The sequence below is a fragment of the Basilea psittacipulmonis DSM 24701 genome, from assembly GCF_000743945.1.
Classification (GTDB): Bacteria; Pseudomonadota; Gammaproteobacteria; order Burkholderiales; family Burkholderiaceae_B; genus Basilea; species Basilea psittacipulmonis.
The window spans coordinates 124433-151198 of record NZ_CP009238.1 but is presented as its reverse complement, the minus strand read 5'-3'; the positions used below and the strand labels follow the sequence as shown (position 1 = coordinate 151198).

Here is a 26766-nt window from a genome sequence, read left to right as displayed (position 1 = left end):
CATCAACATTTCTGCACATTACACCCTCCGATCAAAACACCTATCCTTCGCTCGCATACACCACTTCTTTATCAACACCTCAATTTACCAACATCTTTCTTATCGCATCCCAATTACCCACATCTTTCTCATCGCACCACCACCTTACCAACAAACATTTATACAACCGCACCTATCTCGCAACGTTTACCAACCACCTCATTCCTTATCGCATCCCAATTACTTACATCTTTCTCATCGCACCACCACCTTACCAACAAACGTTCATACAACCGCATCTATCTCGCAACGTTTACCAACCACCTCATTCCTTATCGCATCCCATTAAAAATCAAACCCATCATATTCCTTTTTCAACCACTCACGATATTTCTCCATATCCACTTTTCCCATAATTGCTCCATTTCCTTGGTCCTTATCAATATATTCAATAAAGGCACTCACTTCTTTTCTTTTTGCTTCACCAATACTCTCTACTTCGCCTTGCTTGATCTTTTTATCGCCAAATTCAACATCCCTGTCTTCATCATCATCTGCAATTGACAGAAACGCTGATAAATTGCTGCGATGGGCAATAGGATTTTTAACTTGGCGACTTTCTTCGCTCGGTTCTTTAAACGGTACACCTGCTTGCCTTGCTTGCCAATGTATCCAACTTTTAGCAACAACCGCCAAATCAGAATATTCATTATTCGTAAACTTACGATTTTTATGTTTCTTATCGTTCTCGTTATATCCACCACCAATATCACCATGTGCACCAATGAAACCTGCTTGATTTCTGACGTTTCCGTTTGTTGAAGAACTGGCCAAAGGAGTCAAAGGCAAATGATTATTTCGTTCATTCAAAGCCACTGCATGAGCCACCCATTTCCATGATTGGGGAATTTCTTTATGCAATATTATTTCTTTATCTTTCATTTTTGAGGTTTCTGGATCCATTCTAGAAAGCCTGTATTTAGTCTCAGGCATTTGAGCAACCGCATCAAACATACCTACAAATCTCAAATCCAAACACATCTCGATATCAAAATTGGTATCTTTATACTTAAAAAGCCCATTGTTCGTAACATATGAAAGCAAATAAGCAAGTAGCATAGATTGAACCCCACCCCTTGAAAATCCAACAATATCTATCGGAACAATAATATTTTCAAACAGGCGATGAGTATGATGATCTTGCATTTCCTTACGCTTTTTCTGAATATCAGAAAGGTATCTTCTTAAATTAAAGAAAGCTGATGCAACTTTGTTTACAGCATTTAACCCGAGTGCTGCATTGACTACGCGAAGAATTCCTGAAACAGGGTTGGTTCCCGCCCCCGTCAAGTACGTTTTATCATGATCATATTCATCATATAACTGTCTAACATTTGAGTTATATTTTTCTGTAACACTGGTCCCATCAAAAGCAATTAAGTACATGCCTAATGGATCAACATACTTGCCTTGATAATAATCAGCAAAGCCATATGTACTACCTAAAGGCAAGCCTTTGACTGGATCAGGTTCTAAAAAATGCCCTGCATAACTGTCATAATAACGATAATGATTGAAATGCAAACCAGATTCTTCATCGTAGTATTGGCCAGGTAAACGTAAATGCAAGGATATATCGCTTTTCAAAATATCCGCATTGGCTAAAGCATCGTATTGGGCAAGCCACACGACTTCTGCTTTTTCATTGGTGACCGCAATAGGTGCCATCAAATGATTCACATGAATATAAAAAACTTTTGGCTCATCATATGAAAAATCAATCAAAGCAATCGGTGCCTTTCCTTGCCAAATATATTGACGTGTGATGGCGAATTCTTCCTTAGGATCGACTTCTTTATCCCATTCATATAATATTTTCCCATCATCAAAATATAACTTTTGAATTAGCTCATATCGATCATCATCAAGAATATACTTATATCGAACATAGCTTTTTAACTTTTCATCAAAACCATACTCGTATTTGACCAACACCTCCTGTCCATCTGATATACCTGACAATCGTTTATCGGTCGTATATCGATAATGTTTATCCTCATCTTTTTCCACGAGACCTTGGGCATTTAAAGAAACTGAAAACTCTTTATTTAAGCCATTCTCACGCCATTCATAAGTTTTTATCTCACCATTAAAATTAGAAGCCATCAGTTGCGATTTAGGGTTATACGCTAATACCAGTGAGGAAACTAAAGATACAGGCTGAAAATACTGCACTACCTGATCGACTCTTTCTTGTGCGTCTTGTAACACGAGAGAATGCCATAGCAAACGATCATTAGCGTCATACAAAAAATGTTCATTATTTCTGACAAACTGTTTCACCCCATTTTTAAAGACTAGTATTCCTTCTTCAATGCGAGCATACGGGTACGCTCCTACTGAATAATTCGGCACTTGAACGTCCTTAGCTTTACTCAAATCGTTCTTAGTAATGCGGTAATGATCTTTTGTCCGCTCATAAGCCACCTCATAAGATCGACCAAAACGATCAACCATTCGGGTAAGCTGATTTTCGTAGGAAAAACTAAACCGTTCCATCAAACCGTCATAAAACGTCACTCTACCTTTATCATCGTAGAACCAAGTTCCTAACAAATGAATCCGATCTTTTTTCTCTAAATCTTGGATGTAACGTTGGTGTAAATACCCATCTTTATAGACATAGACCAACTTAAACCTATCATTCAGATTAGCAGATTGGAGCAATGACCCCTCATAAACATAGTTCACAAAAAATCCATCATCTCTAACAATACGACTTAAAAAACCATCTCTCTGATAGTGAAAACTCAGCGATTGTTCGGGTTGAGATAAAGAACGTATAGCCGTAATAAATCCTAATGAATTTCTTTCTATCACCAATTGTTTAAATGACGAAAAAACCGATTCCTTTACATCAAGTTTCGTTTCTGTATTTTCTTTCTTTAACACAAGATATTTATTTTCTCGATCCGCTACTTCCGTGTACTCATGCACTTCTGCAGATGAATCTACGCCAGTTTTATTTCTATGTTCACCCACACTACTGCGTTTAACCACTTCTGACGAATCGATTCCTTTACTATTTTCTCGATCCGCCACTTCCCTGTACTCATGCACTTCTGCAGATGAATCCGCGTCAGTTTTATTTCTATGTTCACCCACACTACTGTGTTTAAACACTTCTGACGAATCGATTCCTTTACTATTTTCTCGTTCCGCCACTTCCGTGTACTCATGCACTTCTGCAGATGAATCTACGCCAGTTTTATTTCTATGTTCACCCACACTACTGCGTTTAACCACTTCTGACGAATCGATTCCTTTACTAGTTTTTCGTTCATCCATTTCCATGTACTCATGCACTTCTGCAGATGAATGCAATGTTTTATGTTCATCAAACTTGGCAAGTATTTTTTCTGTTTTCGCATCAGCAAGATAAGCCAATATCTGTGGCAAGGTTAAACTTCCATCAGGCACGGCAATTAATCGTATCAAATCCCCTCTTTGGTCAAATTCATGGATTAAAAATTCATAAGCGTATTCAACAAAATAATCTTTATCTCGTGTCAGTAGCAACACACCTTTAGAGGAAAAAGCTCGATCATCGATGACCGCACCAAACGTCACTCGCTGTCCATCCCCCAAAACCAGCTGTATCATTGACCCTGAATTTTTATAAAGATGTTCATCAAAAGATAAACTCCACCCCTGCCCTAGCACATGGACTCTAGGATTTCGAGAATTATAGTAACGAACAATTTCTAAACCCGATGACTGTGGAAATAAATCAATCTCTTCCTGATATTTATTTCCAGTAATAAAATTAACAGGATTACCCACCGAATATAATCGATTCAATTCATCTGCTCGATGGACTATCCGACCAGACTGACACGGAGAACCTGTTATCACGGAACAAGTGAATCTAGCTTTCTCTGAGGTACTTTCCGCCGCCCAAGAAGTTAAAGAAAAAAACAGACATAAACACGCCAAGAATCGCATAGCATGACCTTTTACCTAACCGATAAAACCATACTACCTGAAATAGCTATTTAAGAAAATTCGCAAATATACTCAATCACCACCCATACCAAGCACCGCACATATGCCGCCCGATCGCTTTCACCCCCTCCAAAAAAAACAAACCTACATTAACCGCGTATCAGCATTAATGTAGGTTTTGAGTATTTAAATTCAACAACACTTAAATTGTCAAATCCGCATCACCGTCTCATCAAAGCGTTAACTAACCTTAAAACAATACTCGATCCATTTCATCTCTACGTGGATACGCTTCATTAGCAAACACATCGCTTTCACCAGCCACACAAACCACACCACATATGCCGCCCGATCGCTTTCACCTCCCTCCAAAAAAAAACAAACCTACATTAACCGCGTACCAGCATTAATGTAGGTTTTGAGTATTTAAATTCAACAACACTTAAATTGTCAAATTCACGAACAATCCGTCTAAATCATTATTTTGCTTTGACCGATTTCAAAAGCAAATCTTGAGCGATTTCATATGTACGTTGATAGGCCTCGCTTGGAGAATTTGACTCCACCATATCTGGCGAAATGACGTATTTTCCAGCAATCGCAATGGTAGGCGTAGCGGTTACATTATAAGCATGAACCAGATTATTCGCTTGTTTGATTTTGGCATTCACACCAAATGAGTCATAAACCGCGTCAAACTGTTCTTTTGAGACACCTTGATCTTTCAACCAAGCTTGGATATTGTCACGTGTAAACAAATTCAATCTTTGCTGATGAATGGCATCAAACACCTTTGGGCTTAAATCCATGCGATTCAAGGCTTGCAAGGTATAGAACAATTGTTGAAGTGCCTCTGTTAACGTATTGAACCCTACAGGTACAAAATTAATCTCTGCACCTTTAGGCGTATTTTTTTGCCACTCTAGAAACATAGGTTCCATTGCCGCACAATGTGCACAAGCGTAAGAGAAGAAAATTAACGCTTCAACTTTATCAGGCGTATTAGACGGTAATGTCTTATCCAACGTCTTGTATTCTTGTGCTTGAACAGCTGGCACCACACATAACGCGATACCGCAAGCAAGTAATAGTTTTTTCAAAAGGGATTTCATTAATCAAACTCCATAAGTTAATAAGAAAACACAGTATAACCAACTTTTTCTGCTTTTAAGCGAGAAATCGCCGCATCATACTCTTTCTTTGTTTTAAACGGACCGATATAAACACGATAGAACGTTCGATTCTGGCTTTTGACTTGTTTAGATTTTGCCTCAAAACCCAACATCAACATCTTAGCTTTCAAAGCCTGTACGGACGCTTCTGTTCCCACAGCACCGACTTGTAACGCAGTGGGTTGATAACGTTCTTTAATCAATTCACCAATCGCATCCTCACTCTTTGGTGCCGTCGTCTGAGGGACTGGCTTTTCTGGCTCACTAACAGGCTGTGCATTAGAGCTTGTCGTCTCCTGCGTTGTGTCGCCTTTGATAATCTTAGGAGCGGGGGTCGTTGCCACCATTTGTTGTGCGATAGGTTTATCTTCTACCACAGGTTGAGGCGACGCCTGATCGTCAGGTTTAGCCAATGTTTCCGTCTGTTTCGTCGGCACAGTTGATTTAACAGGACGAACTAACGGTGCTTCTTGACTGGTAGGACTGTATTTGACTGGGTTCAAATAGTTCATAACGACCACTGCCACCAGCACCCCTAAAATAAAACCGAACAACAGTGCAATCCAAATGACCGCACCACGATTGGAAGATGAGTTATTTTTAGCCATATTACATCTGCTCTGGCGATGATACGCCTAATAAATTTAAACCATTCGATAATACCTGACGCACCACATCGGCTAGCGTTAATCTAGCGTGTTTAAGCGTCTCATCATCGACCATAATTCTTTCTGAACCATACCAGCTGTGAAGATCCGCTGCCAAATCAAGCAACCAGTAGGCCATTAAATGAGGACTTAATTCTTTAGCCGCATTCATAATTAATGAAGGAAACTCTGCCAATCGTCTCATCAAAGCCAACTCAGTCGGAGCGGTCAATAAGCTTGTATCGGCTTCTTGGCGAGCTGACAAAAAGTCTGCTGAATCTCTTAATAGCTTGCAAATACGAGCATGGGCATATTGAACATAGTACACAGGATTGTCATCACTGGCTTGCAAGGCGAGATCAATATCAAACACAAACTCTGTATCCGCACGTCTTTGAATCATGAAAAATCGCACAGCATCTTGGCCGACCCAATCAATCAAATCACGCATGGTGACATAACTGCCAGCACGTTTAGAAATTTTGACCTCTTGTCCATTACGAACAACTTTAACCATTTTGTGCAAACAATAAGAGGGGTAATCTTTTGGAATCCCCATCTGCATCCCTTGCAAACCTGCTCTTAGACGAGCCACCGTGCCATGATGGTCTGTTCCTTGAACTTGAATATCGTGATGATACCCTCGTTCCCACTTCGTCACGTGATAAGCAATATCGGGAACAAAATAAGTGTAAGAACCGTCTGATTTTCTCATAACACGGTCTTTATCATCACCTGTGCCTAATTCCGTAGTTTTCAACCACAACGCACCCTCTTTTTCATAAGTAAAGCCGGCGTTGATCAAATGGCGAACAACGGCATCAACCTTACCATCTACGTACAAGGAGCTTTCTAGATAATATTGGTCAAATTTAAGATTAATCGCTTTTAAATCCAAGTCCTGTTCATTACGCAAATAAGCCACTGCAAACGCTCGAATATTGTCAACATCATCCGCGTCTTTTGTGGAAACAATGGTTTTACCATCGGCCTGCACCGTTTTGCCTGCCATATAATCGTTAGCAATGTCCACGATATAGTCACCGCGATAACCATCTGCTGGATAAGCTGGATCGTCAGGGTTAATGCCTTTGATCCTTGCTTGAACACTATATACAAGGTTATTAATCTGATTACCTGCATCGTTATAATAAAACTCACGATGTACCTGATAACCCACCGCCTCATGCAAACGACTCAAACAATCGCCCAACACCGCTTGACGAGCATGACCTAAATGTAACGGGCCTGTTGGGTTCGCCGAAACAAACTCAATCATGATTTTTTCGCCTGTTTGAGGTTGACGACCAAACTGCTGTCCCTGTTTTAACACCTTATGAATCACAGATTGGTGTACCGCCAAACTCAAACGAAGATTGATAAAGCCAGGTCCAGCCACTTCCGCACTGTCTAGCACCCCTTTCATCTTGGGTTCTATTAAAAGTCGATCGACGATTTCTTGGGCCAATTCACGAGGATTGCGTCCAAACGGTTTGGCCAACTGCATGGCAATATTAGTCGCAACATCGCCATGTTCCACTTGTTTTGGACGTGCTAAATTTACTTGAACATTAGCATCGGGCAAAATTTGATGAACGACTTTCTCAATCGTTTGTATCAATAAGGTTTGCACTTCAGGTAACATATTTTTCTCTTCTCATTAAACTGATTTTGCCTTGTCTAAGGCTTGTTGAATATCGGCAATAACATCTTCTGGATCTTCTAATCCAATATGCAATCTAGCGATTTGGCAACCGTCATCCTCAAAGCAAGCATGCACCTTAGCTGAATCTTTATCAACCCATTGGATAAGGCATTCATAACCACCCCAAGAATATCCAATACCAAACAAAGACAAAGCATTCACAAAGACTTCCATTTGATTATCTGACAAATCCAAAGCAATGCTCATCAGACCATTCGACCCTGTGGCATCACGTTTCCAGTATTCATGATGGGGATCTTGTGAATACGCTGGATGATAAATGCGTTTAACCAAAGGTTCCTTTTCTAAAGCATGAATCACGGTCATCGCGTGTGCGGCTTGTTGTTTCATACGCAATTCAATCGTACGAATACCACGTGTGGTCAACCAAGCATCGTCAGGACTGATCGTGGTTCCCAAAGCATAGTGACCTGCACCAATCTGTTTAATCAACGATTCATTGTCATTGACCACAATGGCACCAACTAATGCGTCAGAGTGTCCGTTCGCATACTTCGTACCAGCGATCACACTCACATCCGCCCCCAAATCTAACGGACGATAGGCAACTCCTGAACCCCAAGAGTTATCAGCCATCACCCACAGACCTTTTTCATGGGCTATTTTTGCAATCGCAGGCAAATCATTCATTCTCAAAAATAGAGAACTCGGTACTTCAACATATACCCCTACCGTATTCGGTTTTATGTATTGTTTTAAAGTATCAGGATTCTCCATGTTCACAAAATCATACGAAACACCGAGCTTAGTCAGCATGTTCTTGGCAAAAATGCGAACGGGACCATATACTCCGTCAGCAAACACAATATGGTCACCACTTTTTACCAAAGATAATAAGGCGGTACTAATCGCGTTTAGGCCAGAAGACGCTAAAAAGCAACGTTTCCCATGCTCTAACTCACAAAACAAATCTTCTAATACATCTCGTGTTTCCAAGCCATAACGGCCATATACCGAGGTTCTTTGACCTTTTGCTTTATTTTGTTCAAACTCATGCAATCGACCCACTGTTTCAAAACGCACGGTACTGGTTCGTATCACTGGTACGCTCACAGGTGATTGTGTGTGTTGTTCATCACAAACCGCCAATCCCATATGAGTGAGTTTAGTCGATCGCGATTGTTTCCTCTCATTGTTTTTCATATGATTTTGCCTATTTACCTTTGTATTGATCAATACCCCTCATTATAGACTGAACTGGCTATCTCATGGCTCTTTGAGTTACACTAACTTATCTTTAATTTTCTAATATTCATGTTGAAACCTTATATTGGCAGATTTGCACCCAGTCCGTCGGGTCCTTTGCACGATGGTTCGCTGATTGCGGCCATGGCCAGTTATTTAGATGCAAAATCCCATCAAGGCAAATGGCTATTGCGAATCGAGGATATTGATACACCTAGAGTTCAAGCAGGTGCTGACCAATTCATCATGCAACAGCTCCAAACATTACATATGTTTTGGGACGGTCCTGTCGTGTGGCAATCTCAACGCCTTTCGCGATATGAAGAAATTTTTCAGCAACTCCACACAAAACATCTTATTTACGGTTGTCAATGCAATCGCAAAACCCTAACTTCTGTCCCTAAAAACAAATGGGGCGAATATCCTTATCCCAACACCTGTCGCGCTTTATCACTGAAAAACGCTCGTGCTTGGCGATTAATAATGCCTGACCAAAATATTGTCTTTAACGATCGATACGAAAACAGACAAGAACAAAATGTAGCCAAAGAAGTCGGTGACATCATCATCAAACGCTCTGATGGTTTATTTTCTTACCAATTTGTGGTGGTCATCGATGATATCGATCAAGGGATTACAGATATTGTAAGAGGCCGAGATTTACTAAGTTCCACGCCTCGACAAATATTATTAGCTCAACAATTAAACCACCCTTATCCTCATACCTTTCACACCCCACTACGTTGTGATGATCAAGGCCATAAATTATCTAAACAAAACCACGCACCTGCTTTAGACCTACTTAACCCTATTCAAACCCTCAATCAAGCATGGACATTCTTGGGATTTCAGCCTCTTTACGTCACATCCATTGATGATTTTTGGTTACAAGCATCGTATCAATGGCGACAACGTTTTCCACACCCTTAAAAATCCATAAAATAGTGTTTTCCCTAGATTGACGGTCCGTATTTTTTCTTATTAAATATACTTAAAAGATTAAAAGACATTCAGTCTAGGAGACAATATATGACACCCGGTAAAAAATTTCGTGAAGCCGTCAAGAACGAACATCCTTTGGCTATCGCGGGCTGTGTGAATGCTTATTTTGCACGTTTAGCGACGCAAGCAGGTTTTAAAGCAATCTATTTATCAGGAGGAGGGGTCGCTGCCTGTTCTTGTGGCATTCCCGATTTAGGCATCACCACGATGGAAGATGTGTTAATTGATGCCCAACGCATTACGGATAATGTGGATACGCCTTTATTAGTAGATATTGATGTCGGTTGGGGTGGTGCTTTTAATATCGCTCGCACCATTCGATCGTTTGAAAAAGCGGGCGTGGCAGCGGTTCATATTGAGGATCAAATCGCCCAAAAACGTTGTGGACATCGACCGAATAAATCTATCGTATCCAAAGAAGAGATGGTCGATCGCATCAAAGCAGCCGTGGATGCTCGGGTAGATGAAAACTTTGTCATCATGGCAAGAACCGATGCCCTAGCTGTGGAGGGCTTAGATAAAGCGATAGAACGTGCTGTTGCATGCGTCGAAGCGGGTGCGGACATGATCTTTCCAGAGGCCATTACTGATCTCCATATGTACCAATTATTCGCTCAAGCGGTCAAGGTGCCGATTCTTGCGAATATCACTGAGTTTGGTGCCACGCCTTTATATTCCCAAAAAGAATTAGCCGAACACCAAGTATCCATGGTCCTTTACCCACTTTCGTCTTTTAGAGCTGCCAGCAAAGCCGCATGGTTGGTTTACCAAAGCATTCTGAAAGAAGGGCACCAAAAAAATGTTATCGATCTGATGCAAACACGCATGGAGCTTTATCAGCACTTGAATTACCATCAGTTTGAAGAAAAGTTAGATGAACTCTATAAAAAATAAATTCCCTCACTTTTAATAAAAACAATCCCACCAAGACAAGGGGACGAATATGTCAGAACACACATCAACCCTGACGTTTAAACCCAAAAAATCCGTAGCTTTATCGGGCGTACCCGCTGGTAATACAGCTCTTTGTACCGTAGGTAAAAGCGGTAATGATTTAAGTTACCGAGGCTACGATATTTTAGATTTAGCGAAACATTGTGAGTTTGAAGAAGTCGCTCACTTACTGATTCATGGAAGATTACCGAATCAGTTCGAACTGGCACTTTACAAAGAAAAATTACGTTCGCTACGAGGCCTACCCGCCAATGTTCTAAGAGTATTGGAAAAACTACCTGCTCACACGCACCCAATGGATGTGATGAGAACAGGCGTTTCGTCACTCGGCTGTACGATTCCCGAACGCGAGGGACATCCTGAAAGTGAAGCAAGAGACATTGCAGACAAGCTCATTGCCTGTCTTTCAAGTATTTTGTTGTATTGGCATCATTTTGCTCATAATGGAAAATCGATTAGCCTTGAAAGTGAAGAAGACAGTATTGGTGGACATTTTCTACATTTACTTCATGGAAAACGCCCCACTGCCTCACAAATCAAAGCCATGCATATTTCTTTAATCTTATATGCGGAACATGAATTTAACGCCTCAACCTTTACGGCTAGAGTCATTGCAGGAACTGGATCGGATATGTATTCGGCGATTGCAGGCGCCATCGGTGCATTAAAAGGCCCTAAACACGGCGGTGCAAATGAAGTCGCCTACGATATACAAAAACGTTATCGTCATGCGGATGAGGCCGAAGCCGATATTCGTGAACGTATCGCTCGCAAAGAAATTGTGATTGGCTTTGGTCATCCTGTTTACACCGTTTCTGATCCTCGAAATGTGGTCATCAAACAAGTCGCCAAAGATCTGTCAGAAGAATCAGGCGATATGACCTTATTTGACATCGCTGAACGTCTTGAAACCTTGATGTGGAATGAGAAAAAAATGTTCCCTAATCTAGATTGGTTCTCGGCGGTTTCTTACCAAAAACTCGGCGTACCCACCGCGATGTTTACACCTTTGTTCGTTATTTCACGCACCACAGGTTGGTCGGCTCATGTGATTGAACAAAGACATGATGGCAAAATCATTCGCCCCAGTGCAAATTACATCGGTCCTGATGATAAAGATTTTGTACATCTTGCTCAGCGTTAAACAAATAGCGGTCTATCCGTGTCACTTACAAGGAACTTATGATGTCAAATCGTCAATTACTACCCCAATCTCATCGCTATTATTATGATGCCAAAAAGCTATGCGATGAGATCAAACCTAATGCTTATGAACAACTGCCCTATACCTGTAAAATTCTGGCAGAAAACATCGTCCGAAAAGCAGAGGGTCGATACGAAGAAGATCAGATCAATACTTGGTTAAACGAATTAATCGAGCACAAAAAAGAGATTGATTTTCCTTGGTATCCCGCACGAGTTGTCTGTCACGATATTTTAGGTCAAACCGCCTTAGTTGATTTAGCGGGGTTACGCGATGCCATTGCCGAAAAAGGAGGCGATCCCTCTAAAGTCAACCCAGTTGTTCAAACCCAGTTAATCGTGGATCATTCCTTAGCGGTGGAATATGGAGGCGATGATCCTGATGCTTTTGAAAAAAACCGTTCGATCGAAGATCGTCGCAATGAGGACCGATTCCATTTTATTAACTGGACAAAAACAGCTTTTGAAAATGTGGATGTTATTCCTGCTGGAAATGGGATCATGCATCAAATTAATCTTGAAAAAATGTCTCCTGTTATCCAAGTCAACGGAGATACCGCCTTTCCAGACAGCTGTGTCGGCACGGATAGCCACACTCCTCACACCGATGCATTGGGGGTTATTTCCATCGGTGTCGGCGGATTGGAAGCCGAAACAGTGATGTTAGGACGAGCTTGCATGATGCGGGTGCCGGATATTATCGGCATTCATCTCACTGGCAAACGACAGCCCGGTATTACCGCGACCGACATCGTACTGGCGTTAACGGAATTTTTAAGAAAAGAAAAAGTTGTGGGTGCATTTTTAGAATTTTTTGGTGAGGGAGCCGATAGTCTAACCATTGGCGATCGTGCCACCATTTCCAATATGACTCCCGAATACGGAGCCACCGCAGCGTTATTCTATATCGATCAACAAACACTAGACTATCTCACCTTAACAGGACGTGATCCGCAACAAGTAGCTTTGGTCAAAGAATATGCACAGGCAACTGGCCTATGGTCGGAGATGATGAAAACGGCCGTCTATCCACGAACATTAAGTTTTGATTTATCAAAAGTAGAACGAAATATTGCAGGCCCCTCTCATCCTCATGCCCGCTTATCAACACGCGATCTAAAAACAAAAGGCATTGCCAAACCTCACACGCAAATTAACAACGAAATACCTGATGGTGCAGTGATTATTGCAGCGATAACCAGTTGCACAAATACCAGTAATCCTAGAAACGTCATTGCCGCAGGTTTATTAGCGAGAAATGCTAATCGACGCGGATTAACAAGAAAACCTTGGGTGAAATCGTCTTTTGCACCGGGGTCAAAAGTCGCTGAGATGTATCTCAACGAAGCAGGCTTGCTCAAAGAAATGGAAACACTGGGTTTTGGAGTGGTTGCTTTTGCCTGTACTACCTGTAATGGCATGAGTGGAGCGTTAGATCCTGCCATTCAAAAAGAAATCATCGAACGAGATGTCTATACCACAGCCGTGCTATCAGGCAATCGTAATTTTGATGGTCGCATTCATCCTTACGCAAAACAAGCGTTTCTAGCCTCTCCTCCCTTAGTCATTGCCTATGCGATTGCGGGCAATATCCACGTCGATATTGAACAGGATAGTTTGGGGCAAGATAAAAACGGATCAGACGTTTATCTTAAAGATATTTGGCCAGATGATCATGAAATTGATGAGATAGTCAAAACCTTTGTGAAACCTCAACAATTCAATGCGGTTTACACCCCCATGTTTGCCTCTAAAACCATTAACAAAACCACTCATCCTTTGTACGATTGGAAAAAAGATTCTACCTACATCAGTCGCCCACCTTACTGGAATAGTGAATTGTCGCAACCTCGTTCATTAAAAGGAATGAGACCCTTAGCCATTTTGCCAGACAATATCACCACCGATCACCTATCACCCAGTAACGCCATTTTGCCAAATAGTGCGGCAGGTGAATACCTCAGCAAAATGGGCTTGGCAGAGGAAGACTTTAATTCATATGCCACTCATCGAGGTGACCATCACACCGCACAACGAGCCACATTGGCCAATCCTAAACTATTTAATGAAATGGTGAAAGACGAACACGGACAAACCATCCAAGGATCACTCACCCGCATTGAACCTGAGGGGAAAATCAGTCGTATCTGGGAAGCGATTGAGACTTATCAGAGTCGTCAACAACCCCTCATCATCATTGCAGGTGCGGATTATGGACAAGGTTCTAGCCGTGATTGGGCAGCTAAAGGGGTGCGTTTAGCGGGCGTACAAGCCATCGTGGCAGAGGGCTTTGAACGGATTCATCGAAGTAATTTAGTCGGCATGGGCATCTTACCTTTACAATTTGAAGCAGGTACCAATCGCCATACGCTTAAACTAGATGGCACCGAGCTTTATGACGTTATCGGTACACCTCAAGCAAAAGGTTCGCTCACCTTAAAAATCACGCGACAAAACGGTCAAATCGATCTCATTCCTGTCCACTGTTGTTTAAACACAGATGAAGAAACGCTTGTTTACGAGGCAGGTGGCGTTTTACCACGTTTTGCTCAAGACTTTTTGGCGACCCATTCTAAGTGAGTATCATATGGAACAAATCAACATACCCGCTGCTTATTATCGTGGTGGCACATCCAAAGGCGTGTTTTTTAAACGTAGCGATCTACCTGCATCTGCACAAAAACCAGGTATCTCACGAGACCAGCTACTATTAAGGGTCTTAGGCAGTCCTGACCCTTACCAAAAACAAATGGATGGTTTAGGTAACGCCAGTTCATCAACCAGCAAAGCAGTGATTATCGACCATCCTAGCGTGCCTTATCACGATGTCGATTACCTCTTTTCTCAAGTGTCTATTGATAAAAGTTTAGTGGATTGGAGTGGGAATTGTGGGAATTTAAGTGCCGCAGTCGGTGCCTTTGCGATTCGTGAGGGTTTTGTGGCACGCGATAGAATTCCTGAAAATGGCGTGTGTTCGGTTCGTATTTGGCAAGCGAATATTCAAAAAACAATCATTGCTCATGTGCCAATTAAACAGTATCAAGTCCAAGAACTCGGTGATTTCTATTTAGATGGAATTGCCTTTCCCAGTGCAGAAATCAAATTAGAATTTATAGAACCTAGTCATGCAGCATTATTTCCCACGGGACATCTCATCGATGTACTAGACATCCCCGAACTGGGCCAAATTGAAGCAACTTTGATTGATGCGAGTATTCCTGTTGTTTTTATTCATGCCCACGCCTTAAATCTCACAGGGTCTGAAACACAAGATAGGATTAATAACGATCCTATTATTCGTGAAACACTTGAAAAAATCAGGGTGGCAGGTGCTTTAAAAATGGGCATCATACAGGATGCTTCACAAGCCATCACACAACAACATACACCGAAAATCGCATGGGTAGCCCCTCCTGCAGATTACCAAACCTCTGATGGAAAACAGATAAACGCATCAGATTATCATTTACAAGTCAGAGCCATGAGCATGGGTAAACTCCATCACGCCATGATGGGAACGGCTTCTGTTGCAATCGCCAGTGCTGCCAGCATTCCCAATACCATTCCTAATTTAAACAAAACACCCAGTGATTCGTCTGAGGTTATTTTTGCACACCCCTCTGGTTTGCTGACGGTGGGAGCGTGCACTACGATTAAAAATGGACAATGGTATATCGATAAAGCCATCATGAGCCGAAGTGCCAGAATCTTAATGCAAGGATATGTTTTTGTGCCACCGTTTGATTAAGCATTCAAGGCACTTTTGCTTTGAAACTTAGATTGAATCTATTTAAACAAAGACGAGTTTTCTTGTTTCGCCAAGAAATCTGGAACAAGCCGAGACACAGATGCACATGCAAAACCAGTGACGTTTATTCATGAGCAAACTTAACCGCTACGTTTTGCATCCGTTATGTTTCGCTATGTTCATTAGATTAGCTTCTAAACATTATGGTTATATAATAAATGACTGTCCCTTTTAATGATGAGGAATCAAAAATGAGTTTACTTGCACATGAAACCGATGCACTGATGACGATCACGTCACGCCCAGATATTGTCTTTACAAAAGGCCAAGGATCTTGGCTTTGGGACCGTCGTGGGAGAAAGTATTTAGATCTGATTCAAGGTTGGGCAGTAAACTGTTTGGGACATTGCCACCCCAGCATGGTACAAGCACTTCAAAAACAGTCACTGTCTTTAATCAACCCATCACCCGCTTTTTACAACGAACCCGCGATGGGCTTAGCAAACAGGCTGATTCAAGCGTCGTGCTTTGATCGCGTATTCTTCACCAATAGCGGTGCTGAAGCGAATGAGGGCAATATCAAACTCGCTCGTAAATGGGGGCAAAAACATCGTCACGGGGCCTATAAAATCATTACTTTTGAGAATGGCTTTCATGGACGTACCTTAGCGACGATGTCGGCATCTGGCAAACCGGGCTGGGATCAAAAATTCCCACCACAAGTTGATGGTTTCCCAAAAGCAGTGTTAAACGACATTGATTCGGTCAAAAAATTAATCGATGCAGACACGGTTGCCGTGATGTTAGAACCTGTACAAGGTGAAGCAGGTGTGATTCCTGCTACACGTGAATTTATGCAGGATTTACGAGCTTTAACGAAAGAAAAAGGAATTTTATTAATTGTCGATGAAGTACAAACAGGCATGGGACGTTGTGGCAGTCTATTTGCTTACCAGTTATTCGACATCGAACCTGATTTAATGAGCCTTGGCAAAGGAATTGGTGGCGGTGTGCCTTTAGCGGCCCAACTTGCTAAAGAATTTGTATGTAGTTTTGAACCGGGCGATCAAGGAGGCACTTACAACGGTAATCCACTTTGCACAGAAGTGGGTTGTGCAGTTTTTGATGTATTGACCGAGCCGGGATTTTTAGAACAAGTTAACGAGCGTGCTGAACAGCTATCACAAGGTTTACAAAATATCAGCCAAAAATGGAATATGTTAGGTGAACGTGGAATGGGTTTATTAAGAGCCTTATTACTCGATAAGGAAGATGGTCATGCAATCGTTGATGCGGCTCGTGAGTACCCAGAGTTTGGTTTATTATTAAATGCACCACGCCCTAATTTACTACGTTTTATGCCTGCTTTAAATCTTAGCGAAGCAACATTACAACTTGCTTTAGACACCTTAGATAAGGTCATTGCAGAAGTAAGAAAGTAATGTTATGTGATGAGAAGTTGAGTCAAACACAAAGGACATTAAGCACCGTTTCTATCTCATTCACTCAATCAGAATCTCAGCGATAATGACTCACTTCTCATCATGAATATCATGCGGATGCTAGGCATTACACGAACGATCAGCATCGTGACTATTCTTTACACTCAATCACAATCTCAGTGATAATGACTCATTTCTTATCGTTAATATTATGCGGATGCTAGGCTTTACATGAACGATCGGTATCGTTTCTATCTCTTTCACTCAATCACAATCTCAGTGATAATGGCTCACTTCTCATCGCTACTATCATGCGGATGCTAGGCATTACACGAACGATCGGCATCGTTTCTATCCTTTTCACTCAATCAGAATCTCAGTGATAATGACTCACTTCTCATCATGAATATCATGCGGATGCTAGGCATTACGCGAACGATCGGCATCGTTTCTATCTCGTTTTTTAATGGACATTATGATTAAAAACAGACGATGCGAGAAACGGTTGATCTGTATAAAATCCTGCTACGTGTTTTAAAACCCCGTGCCACCAAACAGTGTTTAAGAAACTATTTCACGTGTTTAAACACCTCTTTGCATTAATAAAATTTCTGATGAACAAGGAGAAAAAACAAACAAGTCGATCACATTGGATCGACCTGTTCTCTAGAATAGCTTTTTAGCGAATCACTGCGAAAATTAATCCCACTTCACTTCGCCCGTGTTCACTTTGGCACTAAACTCCAAGTTATCCACACCTTGTAAATTAGGATATAGTTTTTCCATCGCTTTGATCACGTCTTCACTCTTGTGATTTTTTGATAGTACTTCCTCAAACTGAGTTAAATACTTTTTATTAAATTCAACCAGTGATTTGTCTTCTTTCGCACCACCGATCTGATGACCTGGGATCACGCATTCTGGATTCAATGCCAACATCTCATCAAGCTGTTTCTGCCAAGCTTCGCGAGAGGCTTTAGTTTGGCTATCAGCCGTCCATAAGTGCATATTGCCATAAACATTCACATTCCCTGTAATCGTTTTCAATGATGGAATCCACACGAAAGGACGGTTGCCGTATTGACCCTCACTATCACGAATCTCAATCACTTCATTTTCAAGTGTCAATTGAGGTTTATCCAATGCTTCAGGTAAAACCATGGGCAACAAAGGTTGATTCGTACCTAATTGTGGTGTCCAAACCGACAACTTGGTTTCTAGCTTTTCTTTAATCTCTGCCAATACCTGAGGCGGTGCAACAACCTTGGCTTCAGGGAATATAGCTTTCAATGTCGATACACCAAAGTAATAATCAGGATCCGCTTGGCTCACCAAAATAGTAGTTAAACGCTTTTGGCTGTCTAACACTTCTGCCGCGATACGCAAAGCATCTGCACGAGAAAATCCTGTATCGATCAAAATCGCCTCTTTTTCACCCATTACTAACGTTGACGTAACAGCGAACGCATCGGGTTTTGCATAAAATACAGATAATTTTAATTGTGCCATGGCCATGCTCGATACCGTCAGCAACGACCCTACTAATAACGCTTTTAATAATTTCACATTGTTTCCTTTTTATATTAAAAATTACAACTAACTTACTTTGTCTGCTTCCAACTTTCTGAGATGAGACTAAAAAAGTCCCGCACATCATCTTCTCAAACGAGTGAACGAATCATCATGCAAACAAAACATCACTACTCATTCACTACTGGCGAGTTTCCTCGTACTATTCCACACTCGCTACAGTGAAACGTTTAAATAAGTGTGCTTTTTGTTCGACATCATCTGCAATCGCAATCGCCATATCTGCCACACTGATACCTGCTGGTTCATCACCTGACATCAAGACCTCTTCGCCACCCAAACGATATTTACCTGTACGTTCCTCACCTGTTTCACCTAATAAAGCAGGTGGTGAAATAAAGGCCCAGTTCACATCACGACGATCACGTAAATCATTTAACAAATGACGAGCAGCATTGGCACCCTCATAGATGTCTTTTGGGAATTCTGGTGTATCCACCAACTGCACACCTGGTGCAATATACAAACTGCCTGCACCACCCACCACTAATAAATAAGGTACTTGGGCTTGTTTTGCTGCTTCTACAATGGCACTGGCACCTTTTTTAAAATCAGCCGCAATATTAGGATTCGACCAACCGGGATTAAAGGCACTCACTACCGCATCAAAACCTGATAACTGCTGAGAAAAATCTTTACTGTTCACATCAGCAGCGACTGCTTGTACATTATCAGCTTTCGTGACTTTCTCTACAGAACGTGCGAATGCAGTCACTTGATGACCACGACGTGCTAACTCTTCTACCACAGCACGCCCTACATAACCTGTTGCACCAATCACAGCAAATTTTGACATAATCATTTCCTTTCTATTAAATCGTTTAAGTCTGTAAACAATCATTTAAAGATTGTTTTGTTTTACTACATGGTGTATTATATCAACTTACTAACAAAATGGAAGTACTTACAAAAAAGTAAGTGCTGTAAATTTTACACAAATTTTATAAACCTTAGATAGTATCAAGCTGTAATATGATGTACCACGAACCTGAAAAAGGAAATGTATTAGCCGCAAATTGCCCCTCTCGTGAAATCTTAAACCACCTTACTAGTAAATGGGGCGTTCTCGTGATGACCTGTTTGTATAAAAAAACAAAACGTTTTAGCGAAATAAGAAATGAAATTGAGGGCATTAATGAAAGAATGCTCAGCAAGACTTTACAGGAACTCGAAGCAGATGGTATGGTACTTCGTAAATCTTATGATACCGTGCCACCTCATGTGGAATACTCACTTACCGCTCATGGAAAACAAGCCGCCAAACATTTACGTTCACTCGTAAATTGGCTAGAAAACCACCTAGAGGAAATTCTAAACGATGCATAAACCCAGTCGTCAACACTGTAATGAACGTTGTGCATGCAGTTACGTTCTCTTGTAAACTGGCTCGAAACCCACTTAGAGGAAATTCTAAACGACGCACAAACCCAGTCGTTAACATCGCGATGAACGCTAACTAAGGCATTTTGCCAAGATTAAGCCTCCTTCATCCTCTCATATCAGCTTCAAGTCTTATTTTTACGTCTTCAAACAAATTATTTCAATTGAAATAATACGCATAACACGATAAAATAAGGCTGACAAAAAGGAGGGGACTATGACACAAAGAAAATTCCTATTAACTAGCATCGCAACATCATTACTTTTATTGACTCAACCTGCCTTGGCTAATATTGAGTTCGAACAAAAACATGAATGGACCTTTATACAAGGCAATGATCAATGGGTATTGTATGGCGATACGCTCAAGCTCGATGGCACGTCAACCAGCAACACCTCATCAGAAAGCCTATATGCTTTTAGAGGCGATAGCTTATTTAATGTTTACGGTTCGGGTGCGAAGTGGGACCAAAGTGCTTATGCCAATGGAGGCAACCTTACTATTAATCTATCTGATCACGCGACTTGGTATGGCCCAACCTTTTCACCAAATGGTCATATAACAGTTAACATCGAGCAGGCCGAATGGCAAGTTCAAGGAACGAGTTTAACAGCAGCAAGAGGGGCCAATCAATTCTCACGCATGGTAGGTCATCTATCAGAGGATAAGGCTCAAGCATTTATTCTTGCCAATCCTGAATTAACTCAATTACCCAGCTGGGCATCCTTAATTCTTGGCAATGATTTTAACGATAAGATTAATGCCATAAAGAATGGCGATACGTCTAGTTGGAGCGATATAAAATCTCGCCTACAAAATAATGCTTCGCTCATTACAACACGACAAAGTCGAATCATCGTCAGCTCTTTTGTGGATAAACTCTACTTATCTCAAGCAGGGGTATTGAACCTTAATACGGATGGGGACACCGCTGCTGGTTTGATCATCAATGACTTAGAAGCCAACAACGGCACGATCATTATCAATTCAGATTATGATCGTCAGAACCTATCGATTTTGACCCAAGCAAGTGGATCGCTAAACATTCTGGATCAAGGTTCCATCGCCTCCAGAGGACGTTCTAATCAACATCCTTTGATCTATTACTACGGCTTTGACACGCCCAAGCTACAAATTAATCAAGGCCAAGCGATAAAAGAAAAAGGCACGACCGCTTATGCCGTGAAGTACTACACAGCAGAGGAAACCACCTCAGGTATCGCAGGATTTTATTACACTCCCGCAGGCCCATCCAACCTAAGTGTAGGCGTACAATCCATCGCTAGCACCACACTTTTGGCGAATCAAATTCATCAAAAATCGATTAACCATCGTGCCACACAACTGCGTCAAGACCAGCATGATCAAGGCACCGTCTGGATAAAACCGTTTTATCAAGATGTACAGCTTCGCATCGAAAACACACCTCTTGATGTCTATACACATGGTGTCTCCTTAGGGGCCGATACCGTATTGCTCAGCCAAAAAGGAAAATATTTACTCGGTATGGCTGTCAGCACTGCTAGTTCAAAACCTTAAAAAAGGCGATTGAGGCTCGTGTCAAATCCCACTCATTACAGGCCTATGCCAGCTACTTTGCGAATAATGGACTGTTTGTCGATCTGCAAGCACTGATATCTCGCCAAAACAATCGGTTATTGACCACCCCAATCAGGCAATCTCATACGTATCAAACTAAATTTAATAGCACGGGATATGGCATACGAAGCAAATCAGGATTCCACCTCCATTCCGAGCAAGGATTTTTCCTAGAACCTTACGTTGAACTTGCCATGGCCTACCAAAAAAGCCAGTCCTATTCTATCAACGATACGCTCGTCAAAGACAATGGCTTCCGATCGGTTTATGGTGCGGTTGGTTCACGTTTTGCCTATACTTGGCGTTATTCAAATACTCATATTCGCCCTTATCTTGACCTTGCTGTCGGCAGAGAATTTATTGACCAAAATACGATTCATGTTGATAATGAAACGATCCAAGTGCCTAATGATAAGTATGGGCTTTATTCCGCCATTGGTCTAGAAACGTCTATTAACCGAACTATCAAGGCTTACCTACATATGAGTTATGAGCATAAAAAATCAGCTCGATTAAAAACCATTACTGCAGGGGTGAACTATCGCTGGTAATTACCGCCCACTCTAATATGTAGTGCATTACTTTTATCTGGCCACGCTTCAATATCGATAACATCACCATAAACATACTATGCAATCAAAGAGAACTTGAAGCGTGACCACCGCCGTTTTTAGTAGTGAATACGGGTCTCGTCAGGTAAGTAACATGCACCTATACGCCTGTCATCACCCTCATCAAACATTCGTTATACGTTTTCTCTTGTCATGTGGATGGGGTGTATTCAATACCTGTCAAAAAAACCAAAAAACAACAACTATATTTCTAATTATTTCAAAAAAATAGACAAATTCAATATTTCTGAATTATGCATTTTTTATAAACACATACAACGATACAATGATGGCTCAAATCTCCTAACCTTTTTAAGGAAAAGAAATATGAAACCTTTATATAAAACGTCATTAACCGCATTATTGCTGGCCTTATCGGGCGTGGCTTATGCTGCGGAAACATCAGACTCATCAAGTAGTTCATCATCAACCTCTGGTGGGTACTCTCAAAACAACTCTCCATCATCTGGTAGTTCTAATCAAGGAAAACCAGGATCATCAACTTCTGGTAGCACATATTCTGGGAAACCAAAATCTCCCTCATCAGGCGGTTCAGCTGTGTGTAGTGATTGCTCAGGAGGAGCATCAGATTCCAATACCCCCCCCCCGTTATAAGGTTATTAATGCGACTAGCATCAACCTACATCAGACCTTAACGTCAATTGATCAAGCCCTAGATAATCCCGATGTTGAACATGGTTTGAGCACGTGGATTCAAACAAACATTGATCATCTTGAAAAAGACGGCAAAAACGATTTCAACCTTGACAGCAATTTTTATCACTTCCACCTAGGTTACCAACTTCAATCTCATCATAATGAAGCAGGTTCAGGATCTCGCACCAGTGCGTATTTCAGCTACAACTACGGCAAAACAAAATACTACGACAAAGAAGATGGCTACCAATATCGCCTTATCTCTCGTGCGTATAACTTGGGGTTAACACATCGTTATGACCTGTCTCGTACCGCTTCTTTTGATTTCTTAGTTCAAGGCACGTATTTAGACAATAACTACCGTGCTAGCGATATGACAGCCGATCAATCAGGTTATGCAGCAGCACTTTCTGCTCGCTACACCCAAGCGTTCTCTTTATCGAACTCCTCGTCTGGATGGTGGTTAAAACCTTACGTTCAAACCGATTACGTCTTTTTGCATTTGAATGACTTTACGGATACAAAGAAACAACATATGTTAAGTCAGAACCAGCATTCATTGAGATTAGGCGTAGGTACTCGTGCTGAATACCAAGGTCAAAACTTCTCGATATACGCTAATGCCAGTGTTCATCATAACTTTATTCAAAGTAAAGATTTGTACATTGAGACTAGCGATACGTATGAAAAATACGCTGAAAGCTATGCTCGCCTTGGTTTAGGTGCTAATGTCAACATTACCAAAGCGGCCCAATTCTACATCAACACTCAATACACTCACAACCTTTCTGGTAAGAAATTGAGTGGCTATGGTGGCCATTTAGGCGTGCGTTACTTCTGGTAACCCGCTTTTAAGCTAACAGAGGGGAGTTCACACTCTCCTCACCCCACTTCCCCATCCCGATACACCTTACTTTTCGATCTCTTAACACACGCCCATCCTCACACCCGCCATCAGGTCTTTGCAGACTGCTGTTTTTTATTCATCTACCTTTTTCATTTTTTTGGAATTTATGCTATAAAAAACAAGCACCAACCGTTATAATGAACGGATAGATTACATTGCATGATTACAAAGGAACACACGATGTCAGCTTGGTCAGAAGGTTATATCAGCGATATTAATTACACCTACGGTTATTATCAAGAACTCAATCCCGCTCAAATTACCATTCCATTTTTAATGAGTAATCTTGCTATCCCCAAGATTGAACACGCGTGCGAACTTGGGTTTGGTCAAGGTTTATCACTCAATATTCATGCCGCCACAGGCCTTGCGAAGTGGTATGGAACAGACTTTAATCCCTCACACGCTCTTTTTGCTCAAACCCTAGCCAATCACGCGGATCCAGAACGATTATTAATCGCGGAACAAGGCTTTCATGAATTTTGCAAACGTGAGGATTTGCCTGACTTTGACTTTATTGCCTTACACGGTATTTGGTCATGGATCTCGAATGAGAATCGAGCAATTATCGTGGATTTTTTAAAACGAAAATTAAAAGTAGGCGGTGTTTTATACGTAAGTTACAACACATTGCCAGGCTGGTCGTCACCCTCGCCCTTACGCCATTTATTGTGCGAACATGATCGTTTTGGTTCAACGAAAGAAAACAATCGCTCTAACAATACCAAACATGCTATTGAACAAACCATTAAAACCTTAGAACATAGTCACCACCTGCTTAACACCTCTCCCCAACTTCTCCAACGCGTCAAGGATTTATTACAAAAACCCTCTAATTACATTGCTCATGAATACTTAAATCGTGATTGGCAACCCATGTTCTATGCCCAAATGGAAGAATGGTTAGAACCTGCGAAGCTTAGTTTTGCTTGTTCTGCCTACTATCTAGACGATTTTAATAATTGTTTATTTAGTGATGAACAACAAAATTATTTGGATGATATTACCCACCCCTCGTTAAAACAAACCATCAAAGATTATTTGCTGAATAAGCAATTCCGTCGCGATTATTGGATCAAAGGCAAACGCGAATTAACACCTGCAGAACGTGATCAACAATGGCAATCATTACGCGTGGTTTTGACACCGCCTGAAAAAGGCATCGAACTGACTGTCACCAATCACATCACCACCGCTATGAATCACGAAGTCTTTGAGCCTTTATTGGACATATTACAAGATGGAAAAATACATCACGTCTCAGAACTCGTGACATCTTTGTCAGACAAAATGAATGCAAACACGATTTATGCATCGCTTGCTTTATTATTTGGCAAAAAAGAATTGGCCGTTGTACAGCCTGAATCAACCATCAAACACAATCAATCAATCTGCCAACGTCTCAATCAGTATTTATTGGACTTTACGCTATCGCCTCAACAGGTGAATTACTTTGCCAGTCCCGTCATTGGCTCAGGTTGGCTTATTACCGCGGTAAATCAACTATTTTTAGAAGCGTATTTGCAAAACATCCCTAAAGATCAATACGTCAACCATGCCTTTAAACGGTTAAAACAACATCATCAAGTATTAATTAAAGAGGGCAAAACCATCCAAGACGAACAAGAAAGCTTAGCCTATCTTGAGGAATTAAAAACAAACTTTTTCCAACACCACCTCAAACTATTCAAAACACTAGGCATCGTATCCTAACGCCCCTAGCTTACCCAAAGCCTTATCCACTGATGATAGGGCTTTTTTATGACGTAATTATCACCATGGACATTGTCTTACAATCGGTCGATTGCCTCAAAGACTTTCATGTATGATTAATGTTATGATTACCACTCAGTCATTTGATAGGCTATCTATGTCTAATAGCGATTTAACACATTCTCATACTCAAGCTGCCGCATTTACGTTTATTGACTTATTTGCGGGCGTAGGAGGCTTTCATTTTGCTTTAAAAGCATTAGGGGGCACTTGCGTTTTTAGTAGCGAATGGGATAAAGATGCACAGAAAACCTACCTTGCTAACCATGGCATCCTACCCTACGGCGATATTACATTAGCTGAAACTAAAGCGAAAATCCCAGAGACATTCGATATTCTTTGTGCGGGTTTTCCTTGTCAGGCTTTTTCTATTGCAGGTTATCAGAAAGGATTTGCCGATAGTCGAGGCACTTTATTTTTTGATATTGAACAGATTGCTGAAAAACATCGTCCTAAAGTTATCTTCCTTGAAAACGTGAAGAACTTAGTATCTCATGATAAAGGGCGAACATTCCAAACGATTCTCTCTATTTTGGATAAGCTAAATTACCACGTTTTCTATCAAGTGATGAACACGGCTGAATATGCGAATATTCCCCAGAATCGAGAACGTATTTTTATCGTAGCTTTTAATAAAGAAAGTCATTTGAACTACGAGCAGTTTTCTTTTCCCTCGAAAATCCCGCTCACTAAGACCATTCATGACTTTATTGATTCAGAAAAACAAGACGATAAGTTTTATTACGACCACTCAAAATACATCGATACACTAAAAGAACATATCTGCTCGAAAAACACCTTATATCAGTGGCGACGAGTCTATGTTCGTGAGAATAAAAATAATCTTTGCCCCACCTTAACTGCCAATATGGGTACAGGTGGACATAACGTCCCCTTACTTCTTGATGACTACGGCATCCGAAAACTCACGCCTAAAGAGTGTTTTGCTTTTCAAGGGTATGACATGAATCATTTTGTCTTACCACCCATTGCAAATAGCAAACTTTATATGCAGGCTGGAAACAGCGTCAGCATGCCTTTAGTCAAACGTATTGCAGAAAGGATTTTGCGGGTGATGTATGAACTTACAAAAAAACAAACCACCCATTTATTAACCCCATCTCCACAAGCATGATTCATTTTCCCATTCAGCAATAAAACATACTCAACAGTTGAGAAGTAGCT

Annotated in this window: 20 protein-coding genes; 13 read left to right on the top strand and 7 right to left on the bottom strand. The window is 41.2% G+C overall.

From position 1 onward, the window contains the following. Window positions 1-324 precede the first annotated feature (324 nt). The 5 genes from IX83_RS00625 to IX83_RS00605 all read right to left on the bottom strand — a co-directional run bounded on the left by IX83_RS00625 (window position 325) and on the right by IX83_RS00605 (window position 8672). A complete protein-coding gene (locus IX83_RS00625; protein WP_236620613.1) occupies window positions 325-3840 on the bottom strand; it encodes a DUF6531 domain-containing protein in 3516 nt (1171 codons plus the stop codon). A gap of 623 nt (window positions 3841-4463) precedes the next feature. After that, complete coding sequence (locus IX83_RS00620) at window positions 4464-5096, bottom strand: thiol:disulfide interchange protein DsbA/DsbL (RefSeq protein WP_038497978.1); 633 nt, start codon at window positions 5094-5096, stop codon at window positions 4464-4466. A gap of 17 nt (window positions 5097-5113) precedes the next feature. Further along, on the bottom strand, window positions 5114-5764 hold the full coding sequence (locus tag IX83_RS00615; RefSeq protein WP_038497975.1) for an SPOR domain-containing protein: 651 nt from the start codon (window positions 5762-5764) through the stop codon (window positions 5114-5116). Window position 5765: 1 nt separating this feature from the next. Further along, complete coding sequence (argS, locus tag IX83_RS00610) at window positions 5766-7448, bottom strand: arginine--tRNA ligase (protein WP_038497973.1); 1683 nt, start codon at window positions 7446-7448, stop codon at window positions 5766-5768. A 15-nt stretch (window positions 7449-7463) separates the two neighbouring features. Beyond that, complete coding sequence (locus tag IX83_RS00605; RefSeq protein ID WP_038497970.1) at window positions 7464-8672, bottom strand: trans-sulfuration enzyme family protein; 1209 nt, start codon at window positions 8670-8672, stop codon at window positions 7464-7466. A gap of 111 nt (window positions 8673-8783) precedes the next feature. Here IX83_RS00605 and gluQRS point away from each other — a divergent pair, with 111 nt between their 5' ends. From gluQRS to IX83_RS00575, 6 genes are all read left to right on the top strand, one after another. Continuing rightward, a complete protein-coding gene (gluQRS, locus tag IX83_RS00600; RefSeq protein WP_038497967.1) occupies window positions 8784-9644 on the top strand; it encodes a tRNA glutamyl-Q(34) synthetase GluQRS in 861 nt (286 codons plus the stop codon). A gap of 99 nt (window positions 9645-9743) precedes the next feature. After that, window positions 9744-10610: a methylisocitrate lyase gene (prpB, locus tag IX83_RS00595; protein ID WP_038497964.1), complete on the top strand. Its 867-nt coding sequence runs from the start codon at window positions 9744-9746 to the stop codon at window positions 10608-10610. 49 nt (window positions 10611-10659) lie between these two features. Further along, window positions 10660-11814, top strand: a complete 1155-nt coding sequence (gene prpC / locus IX83_RS00590; protein ID WP_038497961.1) for a bifunctional 2-methylcitrate synthase/citrate synthase — start codon at window positions 10660-10662, stop codon at window positions 11812-11814. Between the two features lie 38 nt (window positions 11815-11852). Next, entirely contained in the window at window positions 11853-14453 is a 2601-nt protein-coding gene (gene acnD / locus IX83_RS00585) for a Fe/S-dependent 2-methylisocitrate dehydratase AcnD (RefSeq protein ID WP_038497958.1), read from the top strand. Window positions 14454-14460: 7 nt separating this feature from the next. Further along, complete coding sequence (prpF, locus tag IX83_RS00580; protein WP_038497956.1) at window positions 14461-15621, top strand: 2-methylaconitate cis-trans isomerase PrpF; 1161 nt, start codon at window positions 14461-14463, stop codon at window positions 15619-15621. Between the two features lie 251 nt (window positions 15622-15872). Next, window positions 15873-17063 (top strand): acetylornithine transaminase, encoded by a 1191-nt coding sequence (locus IX83_RS00575; RefSeq protein ID WP_038497952.1) that lies wholly within the window; start codon window positions 15873-15875, stop codon window positions 17061-17063. A 699-nt stretch (window positions 17064-17762) separates the two neighbouring features. On the opposite strand, the gene IX83_RS00570 is transcribed toward IX83_RS00575, so the two are convergent. Together IX83_RS00570 and IX83_RS00565 are read right to left on the bottom strand one after the other, a co-directional pair. After that, the gene (locus IX83_RS00570; protein WP_038497949.1) at window positions 17763-18629 is read right to left on the bottom strand and encodes an MBL fold metallo-hydrolase; all 867 of its coding nucleotides are present in this window, start codon (window positions 18627-18629) and stop codon (window positions 17763-17765) included. 166 nt (window positions 18630-18795) lie between these two features. After that, window positions 18796-19449, bottom strand: coding sequence for an NAD(P)-dependent oxidoreductase (locus IX83_RS00565; RefSeq protein ID WP_038497947.1), 654 nt, complete (start codon window positions 19447-19449; stop codon window positions 18796-18798). 176 nt (window positions 19450-19625) lie between these two features. Between IX83_RS00565 and IX83_RS00560 the strand changes: the two genes are divergently transcribed. The 7 genes from IX83_RS00560 to dcm all read left to right on the top strand — a co-directional run bounded on the left by IX83_RS00560 (window position 19626) and on the right by dcm (window position 26716). Beyond that, window positions 19626-19979: a winged helix-turn-helix transcriptional regulator gene (locus IX83_RS00560; RefSeq protein ID WP_201770244.1), complete on the top strand. Its 354-nt coding sequence runs from the start codon at window positions 19626-19628 to the stop codon at window positions 19977-19979. Window positions 19980-20250: 271 nt separating this feature from the next. Then, the gene (locus tag IX83_RS00555) at window positions 20251-21573 is read left to right on the top strand and encodes a hypothetical protein (RefSeq protein WP_038497941.1); all 1323 of its coding nucleotides are present in this window, start codon (window positions 20251-20253) and stop codon (window positions 21571-21573) included. An 8-nt stretch (window positions 21574-21581) separates the two neighbouring features. Further along, window positions 21582-22184 carry an autotransporter outer membrane beta-barrel domain-containing protein gene (locus IX83_RS08760; RefSeq protein ID WP_077315886.1) on the top strand — a complete coding sequence of 201 codons (603 nt, stop codon included), beginning with the start codon at window positions 21582-21584 and terminating at the stop codon, window positions 22182-22184. Window positions 22185-22571: 387 nt separating this feature from the next. Beyond that, a complete protein-coding gene (locus tag IX83_RS09005; RefSeq protein ID WP_038497933.1) occupies window positions 22572-22859 on the top strand; it encodes a hypothetical protein in 288 nt (95 codons plus the stop codon). After that, window positions 22810-23745: an autotransporter domain-containing protein gene (locus tag IX83_RS00540; RefSeq protein ID WP_158074710.1), complete on the top strand. Its 936-nt coding sequence runs from the start codon at window positions 22810-22812 to the stop codon at window positions 23743-23745. The genes IX83_RS09005 and IX83_RS00540 overlap by 50 nt, the downstream gene beginning before the upstream one ends. Window positions 23746-23988: 243 nt before the next feature. Next, the gene (locus IX83_RS00535) at window positions 23989-25521 is read left to right on the top strand and encodes a class I SAM-dependent methyltransferase (RefSeq protein ID WP_038497926.1); all 1533 of its coding nucleotides are present in this window, start codon (window positions 23989-23991) and stop codon (window positions 25519-25521) included. A gap of 157 nt (window positions 25522-25678) precedes the next feature. Then, window positions 25679-26716, top strand: a complete 1038-nt coding sequence (gene dcm, locus IX83_RS00530) for a DNA cytosine methyltransferase (RefSeq protein ID WP_051919623.1) — start codon at window positions 25679-25681, stop codon at window positions 26714-26716. Window positions 26717-26766 lie beyond the last annotated feature (50 nt).